An 18,774-nucleotide genomic window follows, 5' to 3' on the forward strand; every position below is an offset into this window, starting at 1 on the left:
ACTCATGACACGGTTTATTCCACATAATGGAGAGTCAGGCCTTGTCAATTAAGAAAAAAACACAAAAAAAACCGACATCTCTGTCGGCACCCTTACTCCTATTTAAACCAGCCCTTATCCTTAAACCGAGAAATGGCTTCGATTCGATTACCAACGCCCAGTTTTTCAAGAATCGCTGAGATATAATTCCGCACAGTCCCTGGCGTTAAATACAACTCGCCCGCAATTTCTTTCGTCGTCCGGCCATCGGCAATCAGTCCAAGCACTTGGCTTTCCCGCTCAGTCAGTGGATTTTCTGTTTCATCGTCTTCATAAGCAATATCCACGAGCTCTGGTGCATAGATCCGTCTACCATCCATAATCGTTCGGATGGAACTGACCAGCTCTTCAATCGGACTATCTTTTAACAAATAACCGCGTACCCCTGCTTTGCGAGCGCGGTCAAAATAACCCGTTCTGGCAAACGTCGTCAAAATGATGATTTTGCAGTCCGTCCCCCGCAATGATTCTGCCGCATCAAGTCCCGTCATCACCGGCATTTCAATATCCATTATACAGACATCTGGTTGCTGCTCGTTTACCAGAGCGACAGCTTCTTGGCCGTTCTTCGCCTTGCCGACAACTTCCATATCCTCTTCCAGATTGAGCAATGAACCCAATGCGCCGAGCATCATTCCCTGATCTTCCGCTATAACAATACGTATCATGTCAATCTCCTTCCATAATATGTTTAATAATGACTGGTACTCGAATCGATAACTTCGTACCCTCACCGCCCTCAACTCGAAGGCTGCCATTTATGAATTCAAGCCGCTCTCGCATCCCTTTCAATCCATTGCCTGGAGACGTTTCTCCGCCTCTTGTAATACCGATTCCATTATCCTCGACTGTAATCACGAATTCATTCGGCAATTGCTCAAATACAATCCGACAAGACGTCCCATAGCTATGCTTCACAACATTCGTCACAGCTTCTTTCAAACACATGCTCAACACATTTTCAACAATTCCTGGGATATTCGTGAACACCGGATTCCCAACAATCGTGAAATCCATTTCAGCCGCTTTCAAAATTTGCTGAATGCGCATCAATTCATCTTCAAGCTTCATGGCACGCATATCCGCCACTAGCTCACGTACTTCCTTCAACGCAGTACTTGCCGTCTGCCTAATATCATGCAACTCTCTTTCCGCTGCCCGTGGATCACGCGATACTAATTTCCCTGCTAAATCACTCTTCAAGCCAATGAGTGACAGTTTCTGTCCAAGCGTATCATGTAAATCACGAGCAATTCGCTGGCGTTCTTCCAGGATAATCAATTCCGAAATTCGCTCTTTAGCATGCTCCAATTGCCCCTCCAAGTTTTCACGCTTATTACGGTTATACAAATTGAACGGTAGCAAAACCGTTCCAATCACCGAAATGAGGATGAAATGAACTTGCGGTAGAAACAAATCAATCTCGATAAAAAATCCAGCAACAATCGCACCCACTGTGAACGCAATATGTAGTCCATAAATAATGAAAAAGCCAACCGGATTACGGATATTCCCAATGAAAAACGCAGTAAATATAGATAAGTACACATAACCGAATAACAGCGTCATGACAATATTAATGACCATTTCAAAACTGAGCCACATATAGACCAGCCCACTTTTCGATGTAAATGAAAAGCGAAATGACAAAAAGAACATCAATAACAACAAGATACCAATCGAAATACCAATCGATGACGATGATCTGAAAATGAAAAAGAACGGCAAAAAACAAAAGATCACCCACGCATAGATACTCAGCCATGGATTTTTCGGAAAAATACTATACCAGCTTTGCATGCCTCTCACTCACCGTCCTATCTATTCCATTATGCCCGGTTTTCTATCGGACCAACTGGATGAAGTAATTCTAGTATAACAAAAAGAAACAGTCATCCCACTAAAGTGATGACTGTTTCTTACATCATTTAACGTCTAAGCCCGTACGTTTCGGTTTCAAATCAATCGAAGCCCTTGCTGACTTGACAAGATGCTTGACGTCTTTAAAAGCGACAAATCGTTTACGTTCTGGATCATACAAGCGGAAGCGGATCGATTCCAAACTTGTTTTGATCGTGATTGTTGTTGCCTGATGAAGAGGTGGTGTCTTTTCATGCGCCAACTCTAAATTGTAGTTCGGTACACGTGGTGCCAAGTGATGCACATGGTGGAAGCCGATATTACCTGTCGCCCACTGTAACACTTTTGGTAACTTGTAATACGAACTGCCATCAACAGCAGCTTTTACGTAATCCCAATCAGATTCCTCTTCGAAATATGAGTCTTCAAACGTATGCTGGATATAGAACAACCAAATACCAAGCGCACCTGCAACGAACATGATAGACCCTTGAACGATAACAAACGCCTGCCAACCAACTAGTAAGACCATACCCGTATATATGGCAACCAAAATTGCATTCGTCAAATACGTATTGTTACGCTCTTTCTTCCGCGCATCCTTACGATTAAAACGGCTTGAAATGAGCACGAGGTATAGTGGACCAAATCCAAACATCACGAGTGGATTACGGTACAAACGATAAGCAAAACGCTGCCATTTCGATGCTGCCACATATTCTTCAATCGTCATAACCCAAATATCGCCAACACCACGCTTATCAAGATTTGAACTTGTTGCATGGTGGATAGAATGTTCACGTTTCCACTTCTCGTAGGCAAACAGTGTCAAAACGCCAGTAGCCGTACCCACAATATCATTCATCTTTTTGTTCTTGAAGAATGAACCGTGCGTGCAATCATGGAAAATGATGAACGTTCGGATGACAAATCCTGACGCAATGACAGCGATTCCAAGAGTCAGCCAAATCGACACGGACAGACTTTGATAGGCCAAGAACCATAGTATTAGAAACGGGGGTATTGTGTTAACGATCTGCATGATACTTTTCTTCTGATCTGACTTTGCAAAAGGGGCAACATCTTTGTGCAGCTGCTTCGTTTTTTCTTTACTCATAATATCCTCCCCGGATAGATGTTTTTTCGCTCATTTACTTCTTACCCTTATAATAAAGAACTTTCAAACTTCACAGAAGACATAAATGTCATGATATTGAGTATGACACTTATCATGTATTGTGAATTGATTCACAATCTCCCTTCACCTACCAAACTATTCATGCAATTCTCGTAATAAAGCGTTAAAATAGAAGAGGGAGATTTTATAAACCTATGAAAAATATACTTTGGGGGAATACACATGGAGAAGTTAGCAAAGCTACGCGCACAGTTTGATCAACTTGGAGTAGATGGCGTCATCATTACAAATGGTGTCAACCGCCGATATCTCACTGGATTCACGGGCAGCGCCGGGACAGTCGTCATTACGAAATCAGAAGCGTGTCTCTTTGTAGATTTCCGCTACGTCGATCAAGCCCAATCACAGGCTGAAAACTATACGGTTATCGAGCTAGAAAGACAATCCGTCTTCACAGGGGTTGCCAAGATGGCCGAGCGATTAGGCCTTTCAAGACTAGGATTTGAACAAGAAAATGTAACTTATCGTGTGCACACTCAATATCAAGAAGCCATACAAGCTGAGATGGTTCCTCTTTCAGGTGTCATCGAAGGGCTACGTACCATTAAAACAGCGGAAGAACTCCAAAAGATTCGAACAGCAGTTGAAATCTCTGATGCTGCATTTACGCATATTTTAACTTATATTCGCCCTGGTATTACAGAAATCGATGTAGCCAACGAGTTGGAGTTTTATATGAGGAAACAAGGGGCAGCATCGTCAGCGTTTGACACTATCGTTGCTTCTGGTCATCGCTCCGCTCTTCCACATGGAGTAGCGACTACAAAGGTCATCGAAACCGGCGATATGATCACACTCGATTACGGCGCCTATTATCAAGGCTACCGTTCCGATATGACTAGAACGATTGCGGTAGGTGAACCACAAGATGAATTAAAAAGGATCTACACAATCGTATTAGACTCACTGGAAAATGCACTCGCGGGGATTAAAGCAGGAATGACAGGCCGAGAAGCGGATGCCCTTTCAAGAGATTACATCACTGAAAAAGGGTATGGAAAGCAATATGGACACGGATCCGGGCATGGTGTAGGCTTAGATCTCCACGAGGAAATTTTCATGTCTACTACATGCGAGAAACGCATTGAATCTGGAATGGTGCTTACTGTCGAACCGGGTATTTATATTCCAAACCTTGGTGGAGTCCGAATTGAAGACGATATCTTGGTCACTGCTGACGGCATTGAAATCCTTACAAAATCACCAAAAGAATTAATTATTTTGTAAGCGAGTCAATTTTATTAGTACCTAATACGTTTATAAAACCGAACCACTATATGATTATTCATTTGACCATTCGTCAATATAGTCTACTACTTTCGTTGATCGGAGCGTAAGGTGGCGACTCCAGCGGGAACAGCGCGAACTGAAGACCCCACAGGAAGAGCCGTCACGCAGAACGGCTTTTGCGACCAAAAGCGAAGCGTTGGGAGCAGCGAAACAGATGAAGCCGTGCCCGCGGAAAGCGTCCGCCTGAAGCGCAAATCAACTTTGTTCGGATAGTAAGTTCGATATTTCTATTATAAAATTGATACAAACACTTATTTGATTTCATAAGCATCACTACCCATCAACCAATTTGAGGAGGAATCTCTTTTGACTACAATCTACGAAACAAGACGAGCACAATTAAAAGCGCACCTTACCGAGAACAACATTGACGCAGTAATGATTACTTCACCAGCGAACGTCTACTATTATACGGGCTTCAATTCTGAACCCTTCGAGCGGTTTATGTCCTTGGTAATGGACACACACGCCGATGAAAACTATTTGTTTGTACCAGCATTAGACAATGAGGCCGCCCAGCAGGCTTCCGACATTGCCAGAATCATTCCGATTTCGGACGAGCAAATTCCTTTTGAAGTTGTTCAACAAACCATTGGTAAGGTAGCAAGTACATTCGGCATCGAAGCGAAGGCATTAAGCTATTATCAATATAATAGCCTACTAACAGCTTTCCCTCATGTACAAGTTGTCGATGTTCAACCATTCGTCAATGCACAAAGAATGAAAAAGTCCAAAGAAGAAATTGGACAGATCATGAAAGCCATCGAAATCATTGAACAGGTGTTAGCGGAAGGCATTAAAAAAGTAAAGATTGGCATGACCGAAGTGGAATTGACTGCAGAATTGGAATATCTAATGAAGACTTTCGGGGCAGACGGCACTTCTTTCTCGAGCATCGTGCTAACTGGCGAAAAAGCAGCCTTGCCACATGGTTCGCCGGGAGAACGGAAAATCCAACAAGGCGATTATTTGTTGATTGACTTCGGAGTGATCAAAGACGGCTATTGTTCCGATATTACGCGAACTTTCATCATTGGAGAAGCTTCCGACAAACAAAAAGAAATCTACGATATCGTCCTTCAATCCAATGAAGCCGGCATTAACGCAGTACAAGCTGGAGTGCCTTTGAAAACATTCGATATTGCCGCAAGAAATGTCATCATTGATCATGGCTATGGCGAGTACTTCAATAACCGCGTTGGGCATGGCCTAGGAATTGAAGTGCATGAAGAGCCTTCTATCCATCACAAAAATGAGGATCTTGCTGAGAATGGACTTGTATTTACTATTGAGCCCGGCATTTATATTCCCGAGGTTGGCGGAGTTCGAATAGAAGATATCGTCTACATTAATGAAGAGGGACAAGTCGAAGTATTGACGTCCTTCCCGAAACAACTTCAGATCCTTTAACTACTAGGTTTCTAAAAAGGTAAAAGGCAGCCTATGTAATTGGCCGCCTTTTATCTTTTTTTATTATCCTCTCGCTGACTAAAGTAAGTGACTATCTTGTTACTTTACTTTGGGCATCAAGAGCATTTAGAAGCCCATCTCTCAGTACAGTCTCTTATCCAATTCTCTTTTCTTTAGACGAATCCAATTCCCTCTCTTTGCATCTGTCTTCCCAGAAATCAGCACCCTTGATTCCCACTTTAATCGGATCAAATACCGGGTCTTTTCCTGCCTTCATCTGGATGTCAAAATCCATCAACACTTTTAACGTAGGCTTAGTCAACAATAAAATCGCAACTAGGTTAAGCCAAGCCATACTTCCGAAGCCCAAATCTCCTAGAGCCCACATAAGCGACGCGGATTTGACGCTGCCGAAATAGACCATACCTAAAAATCCAAGTTTTAAAACTGTTTTCAGCCACTGCGCCTTTAGTTTTCGATCTAGATACACAATGGTTGTTTCAGCGATATAATAATAGGCCATTAAAGTGGTAAACGCGAAGAAGAAGATGGCAATGGCCACAAACAATGCCCCATAACCTGGGAAAACTGTCTCTACCGCTTCCTGCGTGTAGATAGGTCCAGCCTCAATCCCCCCCATTGTATCCACAATTGGTTCTTTTCCTTCCGGTGTAACGCTATACATGCCCGTCACGAGAATCATGAAAGCCGTTGCCGTACATACCACAATTGTATCGATATAAATCGAAAACGCTTGCACTAAGCCTTGTTTAGCAGGATGGGAAACTTCAGCCGCTGCAGAACTGTAGGTTGCCTCACCAACACCCGCAACACTGGAGAAGATAGCCCTCCTGACTCCCCAAGCAATCGCTGCACCGAGAATTCCTCCGAACGCCTCATTCATGCCGAACGCACTTGAGAAAATCAGCGAGAACATTTTAGGAACCTCAGAAATATTCGCAAATAACACGATGAATGTAACAATTACATAACCAAGTGCCATGAATGGAACAACCTTGTCCGCGACACTTGCAATTCGCTTCACGCCACCAAAAATAATTACCCCAAGCAATACAACCAGTAGAATGCCGGAAATATTTCTATTCAAACCGATTACATTTTCAAACCCAATCGCAATACTATTCGCTTGGATTCCTGGTACTAAGACGCCATAGGATAGCGTAACAACAACCGCCATCACTACTCCGAACCACCGAATGCCCAATCCTTTTTCGATAAAGAAGGGTGTACCTCCCCGGTATTCGTTTCCAATCTTACTTTTATATACTTGGGATAGGGTGGATTCAATAAATGCACTCGCTCCGCCTAATAATGCCATTACCCACATCCAGAAAATTGCCCCCGGACCTCCGAAGGCAATAGCCGTAGCCACCCCAGCAATATTACCAATCCCTACTCGTCCCGCCAGCGCTAAACAAAAAGCCTGAAAAGATGATATTCCTGAGTCTGAACTTTTACCTTCAAATATCAACTTGATCATTGTTTTAAAGTATCTTAGTTGAACGAAACGTGTAACAATCGTGAAAAATAACCCCGCCCCCAGCACAAAGATGACCAACCCTATACTCCATACCTGATCAACTAACCAGTTTACAAGATTCTCCATTTAGTATCCCCCCACTTTTATTTCAATACAGGCTGAATCTTTTTATGCATTCACAAGATTGTAACTAGGCCGCCCGAATAGACACCTTTATTTCGCTTTCATTGGAACCGCTTTCATTACTACTTACATTTTTGCACTATTTATAACCTGAAAAGTCCATTAACCAATTCCCCTCTTTTCATTTCTCTTCTCCATGCTTAACTATTTTGCAACTTCCGTGCCAAGTAAGTGGTTTCTTGATAACTCGGTATACCATTCCAAATGTAAATTCGACTTCACTACCCATTACTGATGGGATTGATGGGGTAACAATATCCATATTGAACTAACAATTAAGACCAAATCATACGGCTCGGGATGTTACACCTAATCCTATCTAGCAATTCGATTGAAATGTGTATATTTCTATATACGGATGTCAATATTTTTTACACATATCTGAAAATTCTTTTTACTATCGAACCCCATTCGATAATGTGCTATACTTTTGAAAGCGTTAACAATCCTTTTTAAGGAGGTATCCCTATGGAAATGGTACTCCAACAGCGGCAAGAACTACATCTGTCTATGACTCTTGAGTTAAGGCAGGCCATTGAACTTCTACAACTATCAACTTACGAGCTAGAACAATACATTAGGCAGCAAGAGCTGGAAAACCCACTCATCGAACTACAAGAAAAAAAAGACAACCCTTCCTATGAAGAGCGTGTAAATCGTCAGGCAACGTCTTTCGGATCCTCTGGGATGCCCGTCGATGCTGTTCAAGGTAACGAGAAAAATTTGCGTGACGAATTGTTCGAACACGCAAAGTTTATGTTTCCGGATGACTATACACAAAAATTACTAAACTACCTCATTTATAATCTCGATGACAATGGCTATCTACAGATACATGATTCAAATTGCTATTTGGAGTTTGACGAACGAGAAATCACTGAGGGCATTCATCTTCTTCAGCAAGTGGGGCCCGCCGGGATAGGCGCTAGGGATTTAAGAGAGTGCCTGCTTCTGCAAATCACCCATATGTATCCGGAAAATGAGTTAGCGGAGCTTTTGGTTAAAAATCATTTACAATTAATTGCGGACCGTAAATGGAATGCGATTGCTTCACATATGAAGATCACAATGGCTGAAGTGAAAGGTCTTTACGACTTCATCCAAACGTTGAACCCAAGGCCATGCACTTTCACTACGAATTGTTCAACAGAGTATTCAACTCCTGATGTCGTAGTCGAGTGGAAAAATGATGCATTTGTTTTTCATCTGAATGATGGCTATTTACCAGCGATTCAGATGAATACAGATTACGTACATTATCTACAAGCAAAAGGTGATCTATCAAAATACTTCAACAGCTATCATAAGAGCTATCAATGGTTACTGAGTAGCATTGAGCAACGCCGAAATACGATTATCAAGATTATGCATGTCCTATTAGAACGTCAGGAAGCGTTTTTTAAAAGCGGAGCATCTGCATTAAAGCCCTTAACATTGAAAGAAGTCGCCGAGGCCATTGAAATGCATGAATCGACAGTAAGCCGAGCCACAACAAACAAAGTACTTCAGACACCTTTTGGCACTTTCGATCTCCGGATCCTCTTCACGTCCAAGCTTGAAACAACCGACGGCAACAGCATTTCCCAAACAACCGTGAAGAAATTGCTAGAAAGCTTCATTGCGCAAGAAAATAAGTTCAAACCTTATTCCGATCAAAAAATAGCGGAATACTTTGAAACTGAAAAAGGCATTACCATTTCCAGACGAACGATTAGCAAATATCGAGAAGAAATGAGAATCCCACCTTCTAGTAAGCGGAAGGAAATTCAACTATAAAAAGGAATGGAGATGACAGTCGTCTCCATTCCTTTTTACTACTTAATCTACTGTCCTCCAGAAAAATGCCCGAACCAATATTTATTCAACACAATCACAATCCCACTTAACAAAAAAACTCCAATTCCCGAAACCTTATCTACGCTGAACATGATTGCAAAGAGAACCCCTAGTGCAAATACCAGTGAACCTATTATTTTAATAAATGGCGTACAGCTTTCTCGAACAACTAAGTCAATAATTTTTTCCCCAACCATCATTAATACAAAAGTAACAAGTAATGCCCCCACTATTATTGCTAGAAAAGTGAACAATCCCACCACTAATCCCCCCTTGAAAAACTACTTGCTACTACTAGTATATATGAATTGCGGAACGGATAGCCACAATATTCTGAAAAAGTAAAATAGCTATATGATTGGCGAAAACCGACCTCAGAATCATCATCCGAGGTCGGTTTAGGCACTTACTGTTTAATATTCACAAAGACACTTTTCACTTCTGTATAATTCTCTAATCCATACTCGCCGCCCATTTCGCGACCAATTCCGGATTGTTTATAGCCACCAAACGGCATCGTTTCCCACTCAAGGCCGAAATCGTTAATCCAAACCGTACCTGCTTGCAATTTACCCGCAACGTAATGACCGGTTTTAATATTTTCTGTCCAAACGCTAGCCGCCAAGCCATACTCACTGTCGTTAGCGCGTTTGATAACTTCTTCGACGGTGTCGAAAACAAATACGGACATAACTGGTCCGAAGATTTCCTCACGTGCAATGACCATATCATCTTCGACATCCGCAAAAATTGTTGGTTGTACGAAGTAGCCTTTATCGAATGCTTTCGCACCGCCTGCAACGAGGCGTGCGCCTTCTTTAATCCCTTGTTCGATGTAACCAAGGACGGTTTGTTGCTGTTTGGCCGAAACGAGTGGCCCCATTTCGGTTTCTGCATCCAGTCCTGGCCCTAGTTTCAATCCGTTAACACGCTCCGCCAATGCTTCAATGACTTGATCATAATGAGAACGGTGAACGAAGACACGCGTACACGCACTACAGTTTTGTCCGTGGTTGTACATCGTGCCATTGAAAGCACCTTCGATTGCTTCTTCTAGGTTCGCATCTTCCAGAATAATCGCTGGTGATTTTCCACCAAGCTCCAGCGTCACCCCTTTAATTTGCTCTGCCGCCTTTTTCATGACTTCTTTTCCGACAGCCGTTGACCCTGTAAATGCCACTTTGTTCACGTCTTTATGCATGATGATCGCATCACCCGCTACACGACCAGCCCCCGGAACGACGTTGACAACGCCGTCTGGGAATCCTGCTTCTTTAAACAGCCGTGCCGCATAGAGAAGGGATAATGGTGTTTCACTCGCCGGTTTAATCACGACCGTACAACCCACAGCGAGTGCCGATCCAAGCTTCCATGCCGCCATCGCCAACGGGAAGTTCCACGGAATGATCTGGCCAACAACACCGACCGGTTCGTGAACCGTATAGTTCAAATAATCCGGTGAAATCGGCGTTGTTTTGCCTAACAATTTTGTCGCCCAACCTGCATAATACCTGAAATGCTGAACCGTACCATCAACGTCATCTGCAAGCGCAACGGCATACGGCTTCCCATTATCAAGTGCTTCCAATTGTGCAAGCTCTTCACGGTTTTCTTCCAATAAATCTGCAAATTTATAAATGAGATGTGAACGATCAGCCGCCGCCATCTTCGTCCATTCACCTTCATCAAATGCTTTACGTGCAGCGGCAACTGCCACTTCGATATCTTCCACTTGCGCTTCACTCACTTGCGCAATAACTTCTTCAGTAGCAGGGTTAACGACATCAAATGTTTTCCCATTGATTGCAGGTACGTATTCCCCATTAATGTAAAGACCATTGACACCTTCTAAGAATGCTTTAACTTTCGGTTTCAAATCGTAGTTTATTGCTTGCATCATTACCCGCCTCTCCTTCTCAGTTCTTAACTGTTTCCAAGTTCGCTCAAGATTTAAGAAAGCGCTTACTCCGCTTTCTTAAAAGTGAGTGTTTTTCCTTTTGTTTCTTTTACTACCATTATACTTAAAATAGAAATGACACTTGCTAGTACTAAATAAATTGAAATCGGGGTAGAGCTATTATATGTTTTTAGGAGATATAATGAAATTAATGGAGCCAATGAGCCTGCAAAAATTGGGGCTACTTGATAGCATAAAGACAAAGCCGTATATCTGATATGAGTAGGAAATAACTCTGTCATTAATGCTGCGTATGGTGAATACGTCATCGACTGAATGAATAAACCAAAAGTAATTGCAGACATAATTATCCAATCATTTCCTGTATCCATCATCGGAAACCCAATAAATCCCCAAAATGCAGTTAAAATGGCTCCTGTCATATAGATTGGCTTACGTCCCCAAACATCACTTAAGTGTCCCATTACTGGAATAAAGAAAAAGTGAATAGCATGGGCACCAAACATTAATAATAAAATTTGTGAAGTATCTTTATTGACCACAAGTTTTAAATAACTAATGGAGAAAGTTACAACCGTATAGTATAAAATATTTTCTGCAAAACGAGCTCCAATACCAGCAATAATAGCTTTTTTATGGTATTTAAACACTTCTATAATACCTAATTCTTGTTTTTCTAATTGAGCTTGTTTTTCTTGTGCCTCTTTAAAAATAGGGGCATCATCTACACTTTTACGAATCCAAAGACCAATTAGCACTACAATTGCAGAGAACCAAAATGCTACGCGCCAACCCCAGCCCATAAATTGCTCTGGGCTTAGGTTTTTAGATAAAATTAAGAGGATAATTGTTGCTACTAAATTACCCAATGGCACGCCTGCCTGCGGCCAGCTTGTCCAATAGCCACGTCTATCTTTAGGGCTGTGCTCAGCTACTAAAATAATAGCTCCTCCCCATTCTCCGCCAAAAGCAAAACCTTGAATTAAACGTAAAGTAACGAGTAAGATAGGAGCCCAGTAACCAATACTATTGAATGTTGGAATACATCCCATTAAGAAGGTCGTAATTCCAACGATAATTAAACTATACTGTAATAATTTTTTACGCCCAAATTTATCACCATAATGACCAAAAACAATCCCTCCGATAGGTCTAGCTAAAAAGCCTACCGCATAGAGAGCAAATGCGGCTAGAATGCCGTCAATGACGCTTCCGGTTTGTTGAAAATATAATTCTCCAAAAACTAGAGCAGATGCGGTACCATATAAGAAAAACTCATACCATTCAGCTACAGATCCAACCATAGATGCCGCAACAACTTTTTTTAGCTGCTTTTTATCTGTTTGCGCCATATTTACTCCCCCAAAAAGTTACTTAGATTATATATGAACCTTTGACACCTTCCAAAAACTCTTGGACTTTTGTTTTCAATTTATAATCCGTTGCTTTCATCCTTTTTTTCCTCCCTTCTTAGTTTTTGATGGCTTCTAGGCTATGCATGAGTTCTTTTAGCTTTGCATCTTCTTCTGCGCTCAATGGCAGTCTTGGGCGACGGCATGGACCGCCTGCTAGACCTTGTAATTCCATCGATCTTTTCGCAATTTGCACATATTTCCCTGACCCTTCAAGGAACTCACAAAGTGGGAGGAGTCTGTCGTAAAGTGCCCACGCTTCGTCCATCTCCCCTTTTTGAACATGGTTATACATATCCGTTACAAGACGTGGAGCAATGTTTCCAGACACGGAAATCCAGCCCGTTGCCCCAACAAGGAAAGATTCAATTGCTAGATCTTCAGAACCGCAGAATACTTTGAGGAAGCCTTCTCCTTGTCTTGCGATGTCACGTGCTTTACCGATGCCGCCGCTTGATTCTTTGATATGAGTAATATTTTCCACGTCACGTCCAACGCGTAAAATCGTTTCTGTACTAATATCAACGCCCGATGTGAATGGGTTGTTATAAATCATAATTGGGAATTTCACGGATTCTGCAACTGCTTTGAAATGTTCATAGATTTCATCCTCTTTTGGATGTGCGTAATAGGAGTTGATTAATAATGATGCATCCGCTCCAGCCTTTTCAGCTTGTTGCGTATATTCAATGGCATCCGCCGTTGTTTCAGCTGCTGTTCCGACAACAAGTGGAATCCGTCCATTAACTTGTGCAACTGCTACTTCAACTGCTTTGAAACGCTCTTCCTTTGTCAAACTAACAAACTCACCCGTACTGCCGTTAATCGCTAGCCCTGCTACACCTTCATTAATGAAGTGTTCGATGTTATTTTTGAATCCGTCCCAATCGATTTCCTGTTCGTTAAGCATTGGTGTAATTAATACTGGGAATACCCCTTCAAGTTTTACCATCATAAATTCCTCCTACGTTTTATTTGTTTTTTTTGCTTTCATTACTAAATCCACTTTCAAAGCAAATTGTAATCTTGTCTATCTGTTCATCAAACCAACAAAAACCCATCTTTCAAAGGATCATCCTGGTCGAAAATAAATTCATGTGACCCCGTGACAAATGCTTCTGTTTCCAGTTCAAATCGACATTCTCCTTCTCCAAGCGCCTTTGCTGTCAATGAACTGCCGAAAATACTTTCATTTTCGATTTCACCAGGGCCACTTGGCGTGTTTAACAAAGATGTCAGAATGGCAAACGTGCTATCCACTCCTGGTGATCGGAGAATATAGCCATCCTTTTCAAATGTGACAGAGCGGACCTTACGCCCAGCAGCTGCGCCCGACTCAACAAGAATGACTCCCTCGTACGCAACGTTCCCCTTCGTCAGTTCCGCTGTCTTGCCAATCCCCCAATTGTTCAATGCCGCCAAATGCTCCAGCTCAATGCCTGGAATGGTTTCAGGCAATGCGTATAGCAAATAATCCCGGGCATTATCTACCCGCACAGTTACATAATCCGGATTGGCATTGACTTCAAAACATGTCCCACTTTCAATGGAAACAGCCGTCACTTCTTGTTGATCAATACGTGCTTTCACCTTGTAAATACCGTTCACGGTTTCCACTCGATAACAATCATCCGCAGTCCTCATCACATTCCCGGTTTCAATTAATGCCGTGACCGTCGTGAGCAAGCCTTCATATTTGAAGTTCGTCACTGCTTGATGATTGAAAAACAATAACTGAAAATCGGCATTACTTGATGACGTAACTATGCAACCATGCATTCCACGATGGCCTCGCGGTTCATTCAACAGTAAATTTTTTTCATTTGTAAAACCGCGTTGCAATTCATCATGGTTGGCATGGACATCGCTCCCTCGAAATGCAATCGGGGATTGGGTGACGATTCGAAACGCTTCACCACCTACATGTGTATCAATGGTGTTGTACATTTTTTCAAAGTTCACTTAGACACCTTCTTTCGCTGGTTCATGTTCCATCGGTGGAATGAGTAAAAATCCTTCCCGCAACGGATCTTTTTCATTGTAGAAGAAGCGATGCATGCCCATGATCCAAGCGGAACCTGTCACTTCTGGAATCACTGCATCTAAATCCTTCACCGTCGTTTCTTCGACTACCCTTGCCTTGAACAGCGTGCCGACAATGCTTTCATAGACAAAGAGCTCGTCCAAGCCAAGCTCTTTTTTCTTATACAATGTCGCAAGCTTGGCGGAAGTACCTGTTCCACACGGTGAACGGTCGATGCCCCCTGGTGGCACAATGACCGTATTTTTCAAGTTTGCATCGGGATGCACGGGATCCGTGAAAAACTCGATGTGCGTCAAACCGTTAATAAACGGGAACTCCGGATGAACAACTTCTTCTACAGCGTTAATGGCGTTGCGAATGTCGATACCTTTATTGATAATGTCTGTCGCATTGTTCTCTACGAGCGAAAGACCCAGTTTACGCGCATCAATGATGCCATAGAAATTACCGCCATAAGCAATGTCACATTCCACGTTCCCGATGCCTTCTACATCAATTTCGATGGACTTCAACAAAAAGGAAGGTACGTTGACAAACGTCACTTCTACCGCTTTTCCATCGACAACTTTAATATCCACGTCGATGAGTCCCGCTGGTGTATCCACTTTGATATTCGTCAAAGGCTCATGTACTTCTATCAAACCCGCCTCAACAAGCGCCGTACAAAAACCAATCGTATCGTGTCCACACATCGGCAAATACCCACCGGTTTCTACATAAATGACACCGACATCGGCATCTGGATGACAAGGGTCCGTCATTAACGCTCCTGACATAACACCATGTCCCCGCGGCTCATTCATAAGAAAGTTGCGAATCCAGTCATAATGCTCTTCCATATACAACATCTTCTCGGACATCGTATTGCCCTTCAAAGGAGGTAGCCCACTAATGACCGTTCGTGTCGGATTGCCACCCGTATGCGTATCAATTGTTGTGAACAAGCGTTGGTAATTCATCAGCACATCACCCTTTCTTTGAAACGGGTAACCCGCAATGGTTCAATCGGAATACACGTCTCTTTTTCATTGATCATTTCTTCAATCAGCTTGCCAGTTACTGCAGCTAAGCTGATGCCGTCCCCTTCATGACCTGCGGCGATGAAATACCCAGGGATATGATCCACGCGAGAAATAATTGGCAAATGATCCTCCGTCCATGGCCGTAAACCGGCATACGTCCGAATCACCGTCATATCCGCGATTTTGGGATAAAAGCGAACCGCTCGTCTCGCAATGGCCTTCGTCACTTCATGATCAACTCGCGTGTCGAAGCCTGAGAACTGCCGGCTACTACCGATTAAGAAGTTTTGTGCTTCAGTCGGTTCGAATACAAGCGCAACACCGTATTTTTCGGTGAACGGATCTACCGTTCGCTCCCCACCAAATTTCGAAATGAGATAACCGAATTCCATCACTTTACGTAGTCCAACCGGTTGTTGCCGTGAAGCAACGATAATCTGCCCTTTTCGCGGGATAATCGGAATCTCCAAGTCGAGCATCTCACCCAGCCTCGGTGCCCACACACCACCTGCATTGACAACTTTATTTGCTGTATACGTTCCATTATTGGTTTCAATGATAAATTGACCTGAGCCGTTTCTACTGACATTTTTCACTTCTGTATTCGTATGAATTTTAGCGCCTTGCTTTTCAGCACTATTAAACATGGAATATGTCAGTATGTATGGATTGACGGTCGAATCTGTTTTGCACTCCAACCCGCCGTACAGGTCATCCGCAAAATACTTGGACTCATTTCGAAGGTCTTCACGATCCAACATCTTAAAATCCAATCCCGCTTGTTGTTGCCGATTGACCCATTGACTCGCCGCTTCCATTTCAGCATCGTTCTCACAAACTAAAATACTACCTGGATTACGGTATTCGAATGAAATTTCAAGATCCTTATCCAACTCGTGGACCAACTGCTGACTCTTCAATGACATTTGACTATCAAAACCAGGATCTTTATCAATCGCAAGTATATTTCCATCGCATCTGGAGGAGGTACCACTTGCTAATTCTTTTTTCTCAAGGACGGTTATGTCTAAGCCCGCTTTTGATCCATAATAAGCAATTGCTGCACCGATGATTCCTCCCCCGATTACGACAACGTCCCGATGTTGAGCGTTTCCCACAATACTCCTCCTCTCACTTGCTTGTTCACAATTACTTAATGCAAGTTGCATGCCAACTTTTAATACTCACCTAAACTATTAATCTCTATTGAATTTTCAATTTATATGTGTAAAGATAATTATACAGTTCAAAATAAATTGACAGTAGAGGTGGCTAATTTTATGAAAACTTCACATTACCTACTTGAGAAACTAGTAAACAAGGAATTTGTATTCGTGGATTTTGAAAAAGATCAAATGACATTAGCCCAACGAATAGAGAAAAAGGCACCCAAAAAAGTATTCCTCTTTAACTATGGGCAGTTGTATCACGTCCACATCGACGACTACACAAAGGAAATCCGCTATGTATCGTGTCCTGTTATGCCTTCACATAGCACGTTAGAAGAGGTTATGCACAAACTTCGACAGAATAACCTTGCTTTCATTGCCGACGAAAACCACAACTATGTTGGCTTCGTCACACATGAAACCATTTCTAGCAACCTATCAAAAGAGTTCGATCGTACACAAGCCTACTTACATACCGTTTTACAAACGATTGATGAGTCCTGTACGGTGATCGATGATGATACCAACGTTTTGTATTGGACGAAAGGTGCCGAAAAGATTTTCTCTGTGCAGGAAAACGAGATTATCGGGAAACCTATTACAAATTTTTTCAGTGCAGAACGCTTAGAAATCCTGAACACATTAAAAAACGGAACGTCTGTCTATCATCACCAACACCATGCTAGAAATGATCTTGTCGTGATGATTAATTCAAACCCTGTTTACCTTCATGACAAGATCATTGGCGCTGTCGTATCTGAAACAGATATTACGAGCCAAATACGCTTGAATAATGAACTCTATATGACCTCGGAAAAGCTCTTTCATCTCGAAGAAGAAGTTCGGAAATCACTGCCTTCCGTCAATCCTTTCGCTTATATAAGAGGCAATAGCCCCGCATTGAAGCAGACGATGGAAATCGTCAAAAAAGCTGCTACGACAAACGCGAGTGTCTTAATCTACGGGGAAAGCGGCGTTGGGAAAGAACTATTTGCGAAAGCGATCCATAATTTACGTGAAGCTGGCGATGCTCCCTTTGTCGCCATAAACTGCGGGGCCATTCCAAGCGGCTTGTTCGAAAGTGAAATCTTCGGGTACGAAAAAGGGGCATTCTCTGGGGCCGATCAAAAAGGGAAAAAGGGGAAAGTCGAGCTTGCGAAAGGCGGCACACTATTTTTAGACGAAATTGGCGAAATGCCTTTGGAAATGCAAGTGAAAATTCTTCGCCTGTTGCAGGAAAAGAAGTTCTACCCTGTCGGTGGAACAAAAGAATTAGAAGTGGATTTCAGAGTTGTTGCTGCGACAAACCGCGACTTGAAGGAACTTGTTAACGAAGGAAAATTTAGAGAAGACCTCTATTACCGTTTAAACGTCGTTAATTTCAAAGTACCGCCTCTCCGAGATCGGCTTGAAGATATTATTGAACTAACCCATTACTTCCTATATGAAGTATCCGTTAAATATAACCGCCCAATTCACGGGATTTCACAGGCCGTTATGCAGGCTTTACTGCAACATTCATGGCCTGGTAATATTCGTGAGTTGAAAAATGTCGTCGAGCGACTCGTCGTATTTTCGGATAATGGGGAAATTAATATTGAAGACCTTCCTACAGAAATGGGAGAATTCATGCAGTCTGCACATCCCAGTCAGGACATTCAGCTACCTCAACTAGTTAGCGGAGAGGCTTTATCATTAAGTGAGCAATTACAAGCATATGAAAAAGACATCATTCTGAGGGAGCTAAGCAAAGTGAATGGCAACAAGCTGCTATGTGCCAAAAACTTAGAAATCACCAGAGCAACTCTTTACAATCGTATGAATAAATTAGGCATCAAGCTGTAAATACGCAACTGTTGGCACTGTTCTTGCATAGATATTAGTACGCACAG

The 18,774-nt window shown here is 42.5% G+C and carries 15 protein-coding genes; 4 read left to right on the forward strand and 11 right to left on the reverse strand.

Annotated elements, in window-relative coordinates:
* Positions 1-98: 98 nt before the first annotated feature.
* The 3 genes from ACIQ0H_RS13035 to desA all read right to left on the reverse strand — a co-directional run bounded on the left by ACIQ0H_RS13035 (position 99) and on the right by desA (position 3,016).
* On the reverse strand, positions 99-707 hold the full coding sequence (locus ACIQ0H_RS13035) for a response regulator (protein ID WP_403415290.1): 609 nt from the start codon (positions 705-707) through the stop codon (positions 99-101).
* 1 nt (position 708) lies between these two features.
* The gene (locus ACIQ0H_RS13040) at positions 709-1,839 is read right to left on the reverse strand and encodes a sensor histidine kinase (RefSeq protein WP_483882535.1); all 1,131 of its coding nucleotides are present in this window, start codon (positions 1,837-1,839) and stop codon (positions 709-711) included.
* A 124-nt stretch (positions 1,840-1,963) separates the two neighbouring features.
* Entirely contained in the window at positions 1,964-3,016 is a 1,053-nt protein-coding gene (desA, locus tag ACIQ0H_RS13050; protein WP_403415297.1) for a Delta(5) desaturase DesA, read from the reverse strand.
* 243 nt (positions 3,017-3,259) lie between these two features.
* On the opposite strand from desA, the gene ACIQ0H_RS13055 reads away from it, so the two are divergent.
* A complete protein-coding gene (locus ACIQ0H_RS13055; RefSeq protein WP_403415300.1) occupies positions 3,260-4,324 on the forward strand; it encodes a M24 family metallopeptidase in 1,065 nt (354 codons plus the stop codon).
* A gap of 369 nt (positions 4,325-4,693) precedes the next feature.
* Positions 4,694-5,797 (forward strand): M24 family metallopeptidase, encoded by a 1,104-nt coding sequence (locus ACIQ0H_RS13060; protein ID WP_403415303.1) that lies wholly within the window; start codon positions 4,694-4,696, stop codon positions 5,795-5,797.
* A 154-nt stretch (positions 5,798-5,951) separates the two neighbouring features.
* Here the strand turns inward: ACIQ0H_RS13060 and ACIQ0H_RS13065 are convergent, their stop codons facing one another.
* Positions 5,952-7,424 (reverse strand): alanine/glycine:cation symporter family protein, encoded by a 1,473-nt coding sequence (locus ACIQ0H_RS13065; RefSeq protein WP_403415305.1) that lies wholly within the window; start codon positions 7,422-7,424, stop codon positions 5,952-5,954.
* A gap of 525 nt (positions 7,425-7,949) precedes the next feature.
* Here ACIQ0H_RS13065 and rpoN point away from each other — a divergent pair.
* Complete coding sequence (rpoN, locus tag ACIQ0H_RS13070) at positions 7,950-9,257, forward strand: RNA polymerase factor sigma-54 (RefSeq protein WP_403415308.1); 1,308 nt, start codon at positions 7,950-7,952, stop codon at positions 9,255-9,257.
* Between the two features lie 47 nt (positions 9,258-9,304).
* Here the strand turns inward: rpoN and ACIQ0H_RS13075 are convergent, their stop codons facing one another.
* From ACIQ0H_RS13075 to ACIQ0H_RS13105, 7 genes are all read right to left on the reverse strand, one after another.
* The gene (locus tag ACIQ0H_RS13075; RefSeq protein ID WP_403415311.1) at positions 9,305-9,577 is read right to left on the reverse strand and encodes a hypothetical protein; all 273 of its coding nucleotides are present in this window, start codon (positions 9,575-9,577) and stop codon (positions 9,305-9,307) included.
* A 146-nt stretch (positions 9,578-9,723) separates the two neighbouring features.
* Positions 9,724-11,214, reverse strand: a complete 1,491-nt coding sequence (locus ACIQ0H_RS13080; protein WP_403415739.1) for an aldehyde dehydrogenase family protein — start codon at positions 11,212-11,214, stop codon at positions 9,724-9,726.
* Positions 11,215-11,279: 65 nt separating this feature from the next.
* Positions 11,280-12,587: a fosfomycin efflux MFS transporter AbaF gene (abaF, locus tag ACIQ0H_RS13085; RefSeq protein ID WP_403415314.1), complete on the reverse strand. Its 1,308-nt coding sequence runs from the start codon at positions 12,585-12,587 to the stop codon at positions 11,280-11,282.
* A gap of 118 nt (positions 12,588-12,705) precedes the next feature.
* Positions 12,706-13,599, reverse strand: coding sequence for a 4-hydroxy-tetrahydrodipicolinate synthase (dapA, locus tag ACIQ0H_RS13090; RefSeq protein ID WP_403415317.1), 894 nt, complete (start codon positions 13,597-13,599; stop codon positions 12,706-12,708).
* A gap of 89 nt (positions 13,600-13,688) precedes the next feature.
* Positions 13,689-14,609: a proline racemase family protein gene (locus ACIQ0H_RS13095; RefSeq protein WP_403415319.1), complete on the reverse strand. Its 921-nt coding sequence runs from the start codon at positions 14,607-14,609 to the stop codon at positions 13,689-13,691.
* Positions 14,610-15,650: a proline racemase family protein gene (locus ACIQ0H_RS13100; RefSeq protein ID WP_403415322.1), complete on the reverse strand. Its 1,041-nt coding sequence runs from the start codon at positions 15,648-15,650 to the stop codon at positions 14,610-14,612.
* A complete protein-coding gene (locus ACIQ0H_RS13105; RefSeq protein WP_403415325.1) occupies positions 15,650-16,831 on the reverse strand; it encodes an NAD(P)/FAD-dependent oxidoreductase in 1,182 nt (393 codons plus the stop codon). Before ACIQ0H_RS13105 ends, ACIQ0H_RS13100 begins: the two co-directional genes overlap by 1 nt.
* A gap of 162 nt (positions 16,832-16,993) precedes the next feature.
* On the opposite strand from ACIQ0H_RS13105, the gene ACIQ0H_RS13110 reads away from it, so the two are divergent.
* Positions 16,994-18,727, forward strand: a complete 1,734-nt coding sequence (locus tag ACIQ0H_RS13110; protein ID WP_403415327.1) for a sigma-54 interaction domain-containing protein — start codon at positions 16,994-16,996, stop codon at positions 18,725-18,727.
* Positions 18,728-18,774: the final 47 nt, after the last annotated feature.

It is taken from the genome of Sporosarcina sp. NPDC096371 (assembly GCF_044762865.1).
In the GTDB taxonomy this organism is placed as follows: Bacteria; Bacillota; Bacilli; order Bacillales_A; family Planococcaceae; genus Sporosarcina.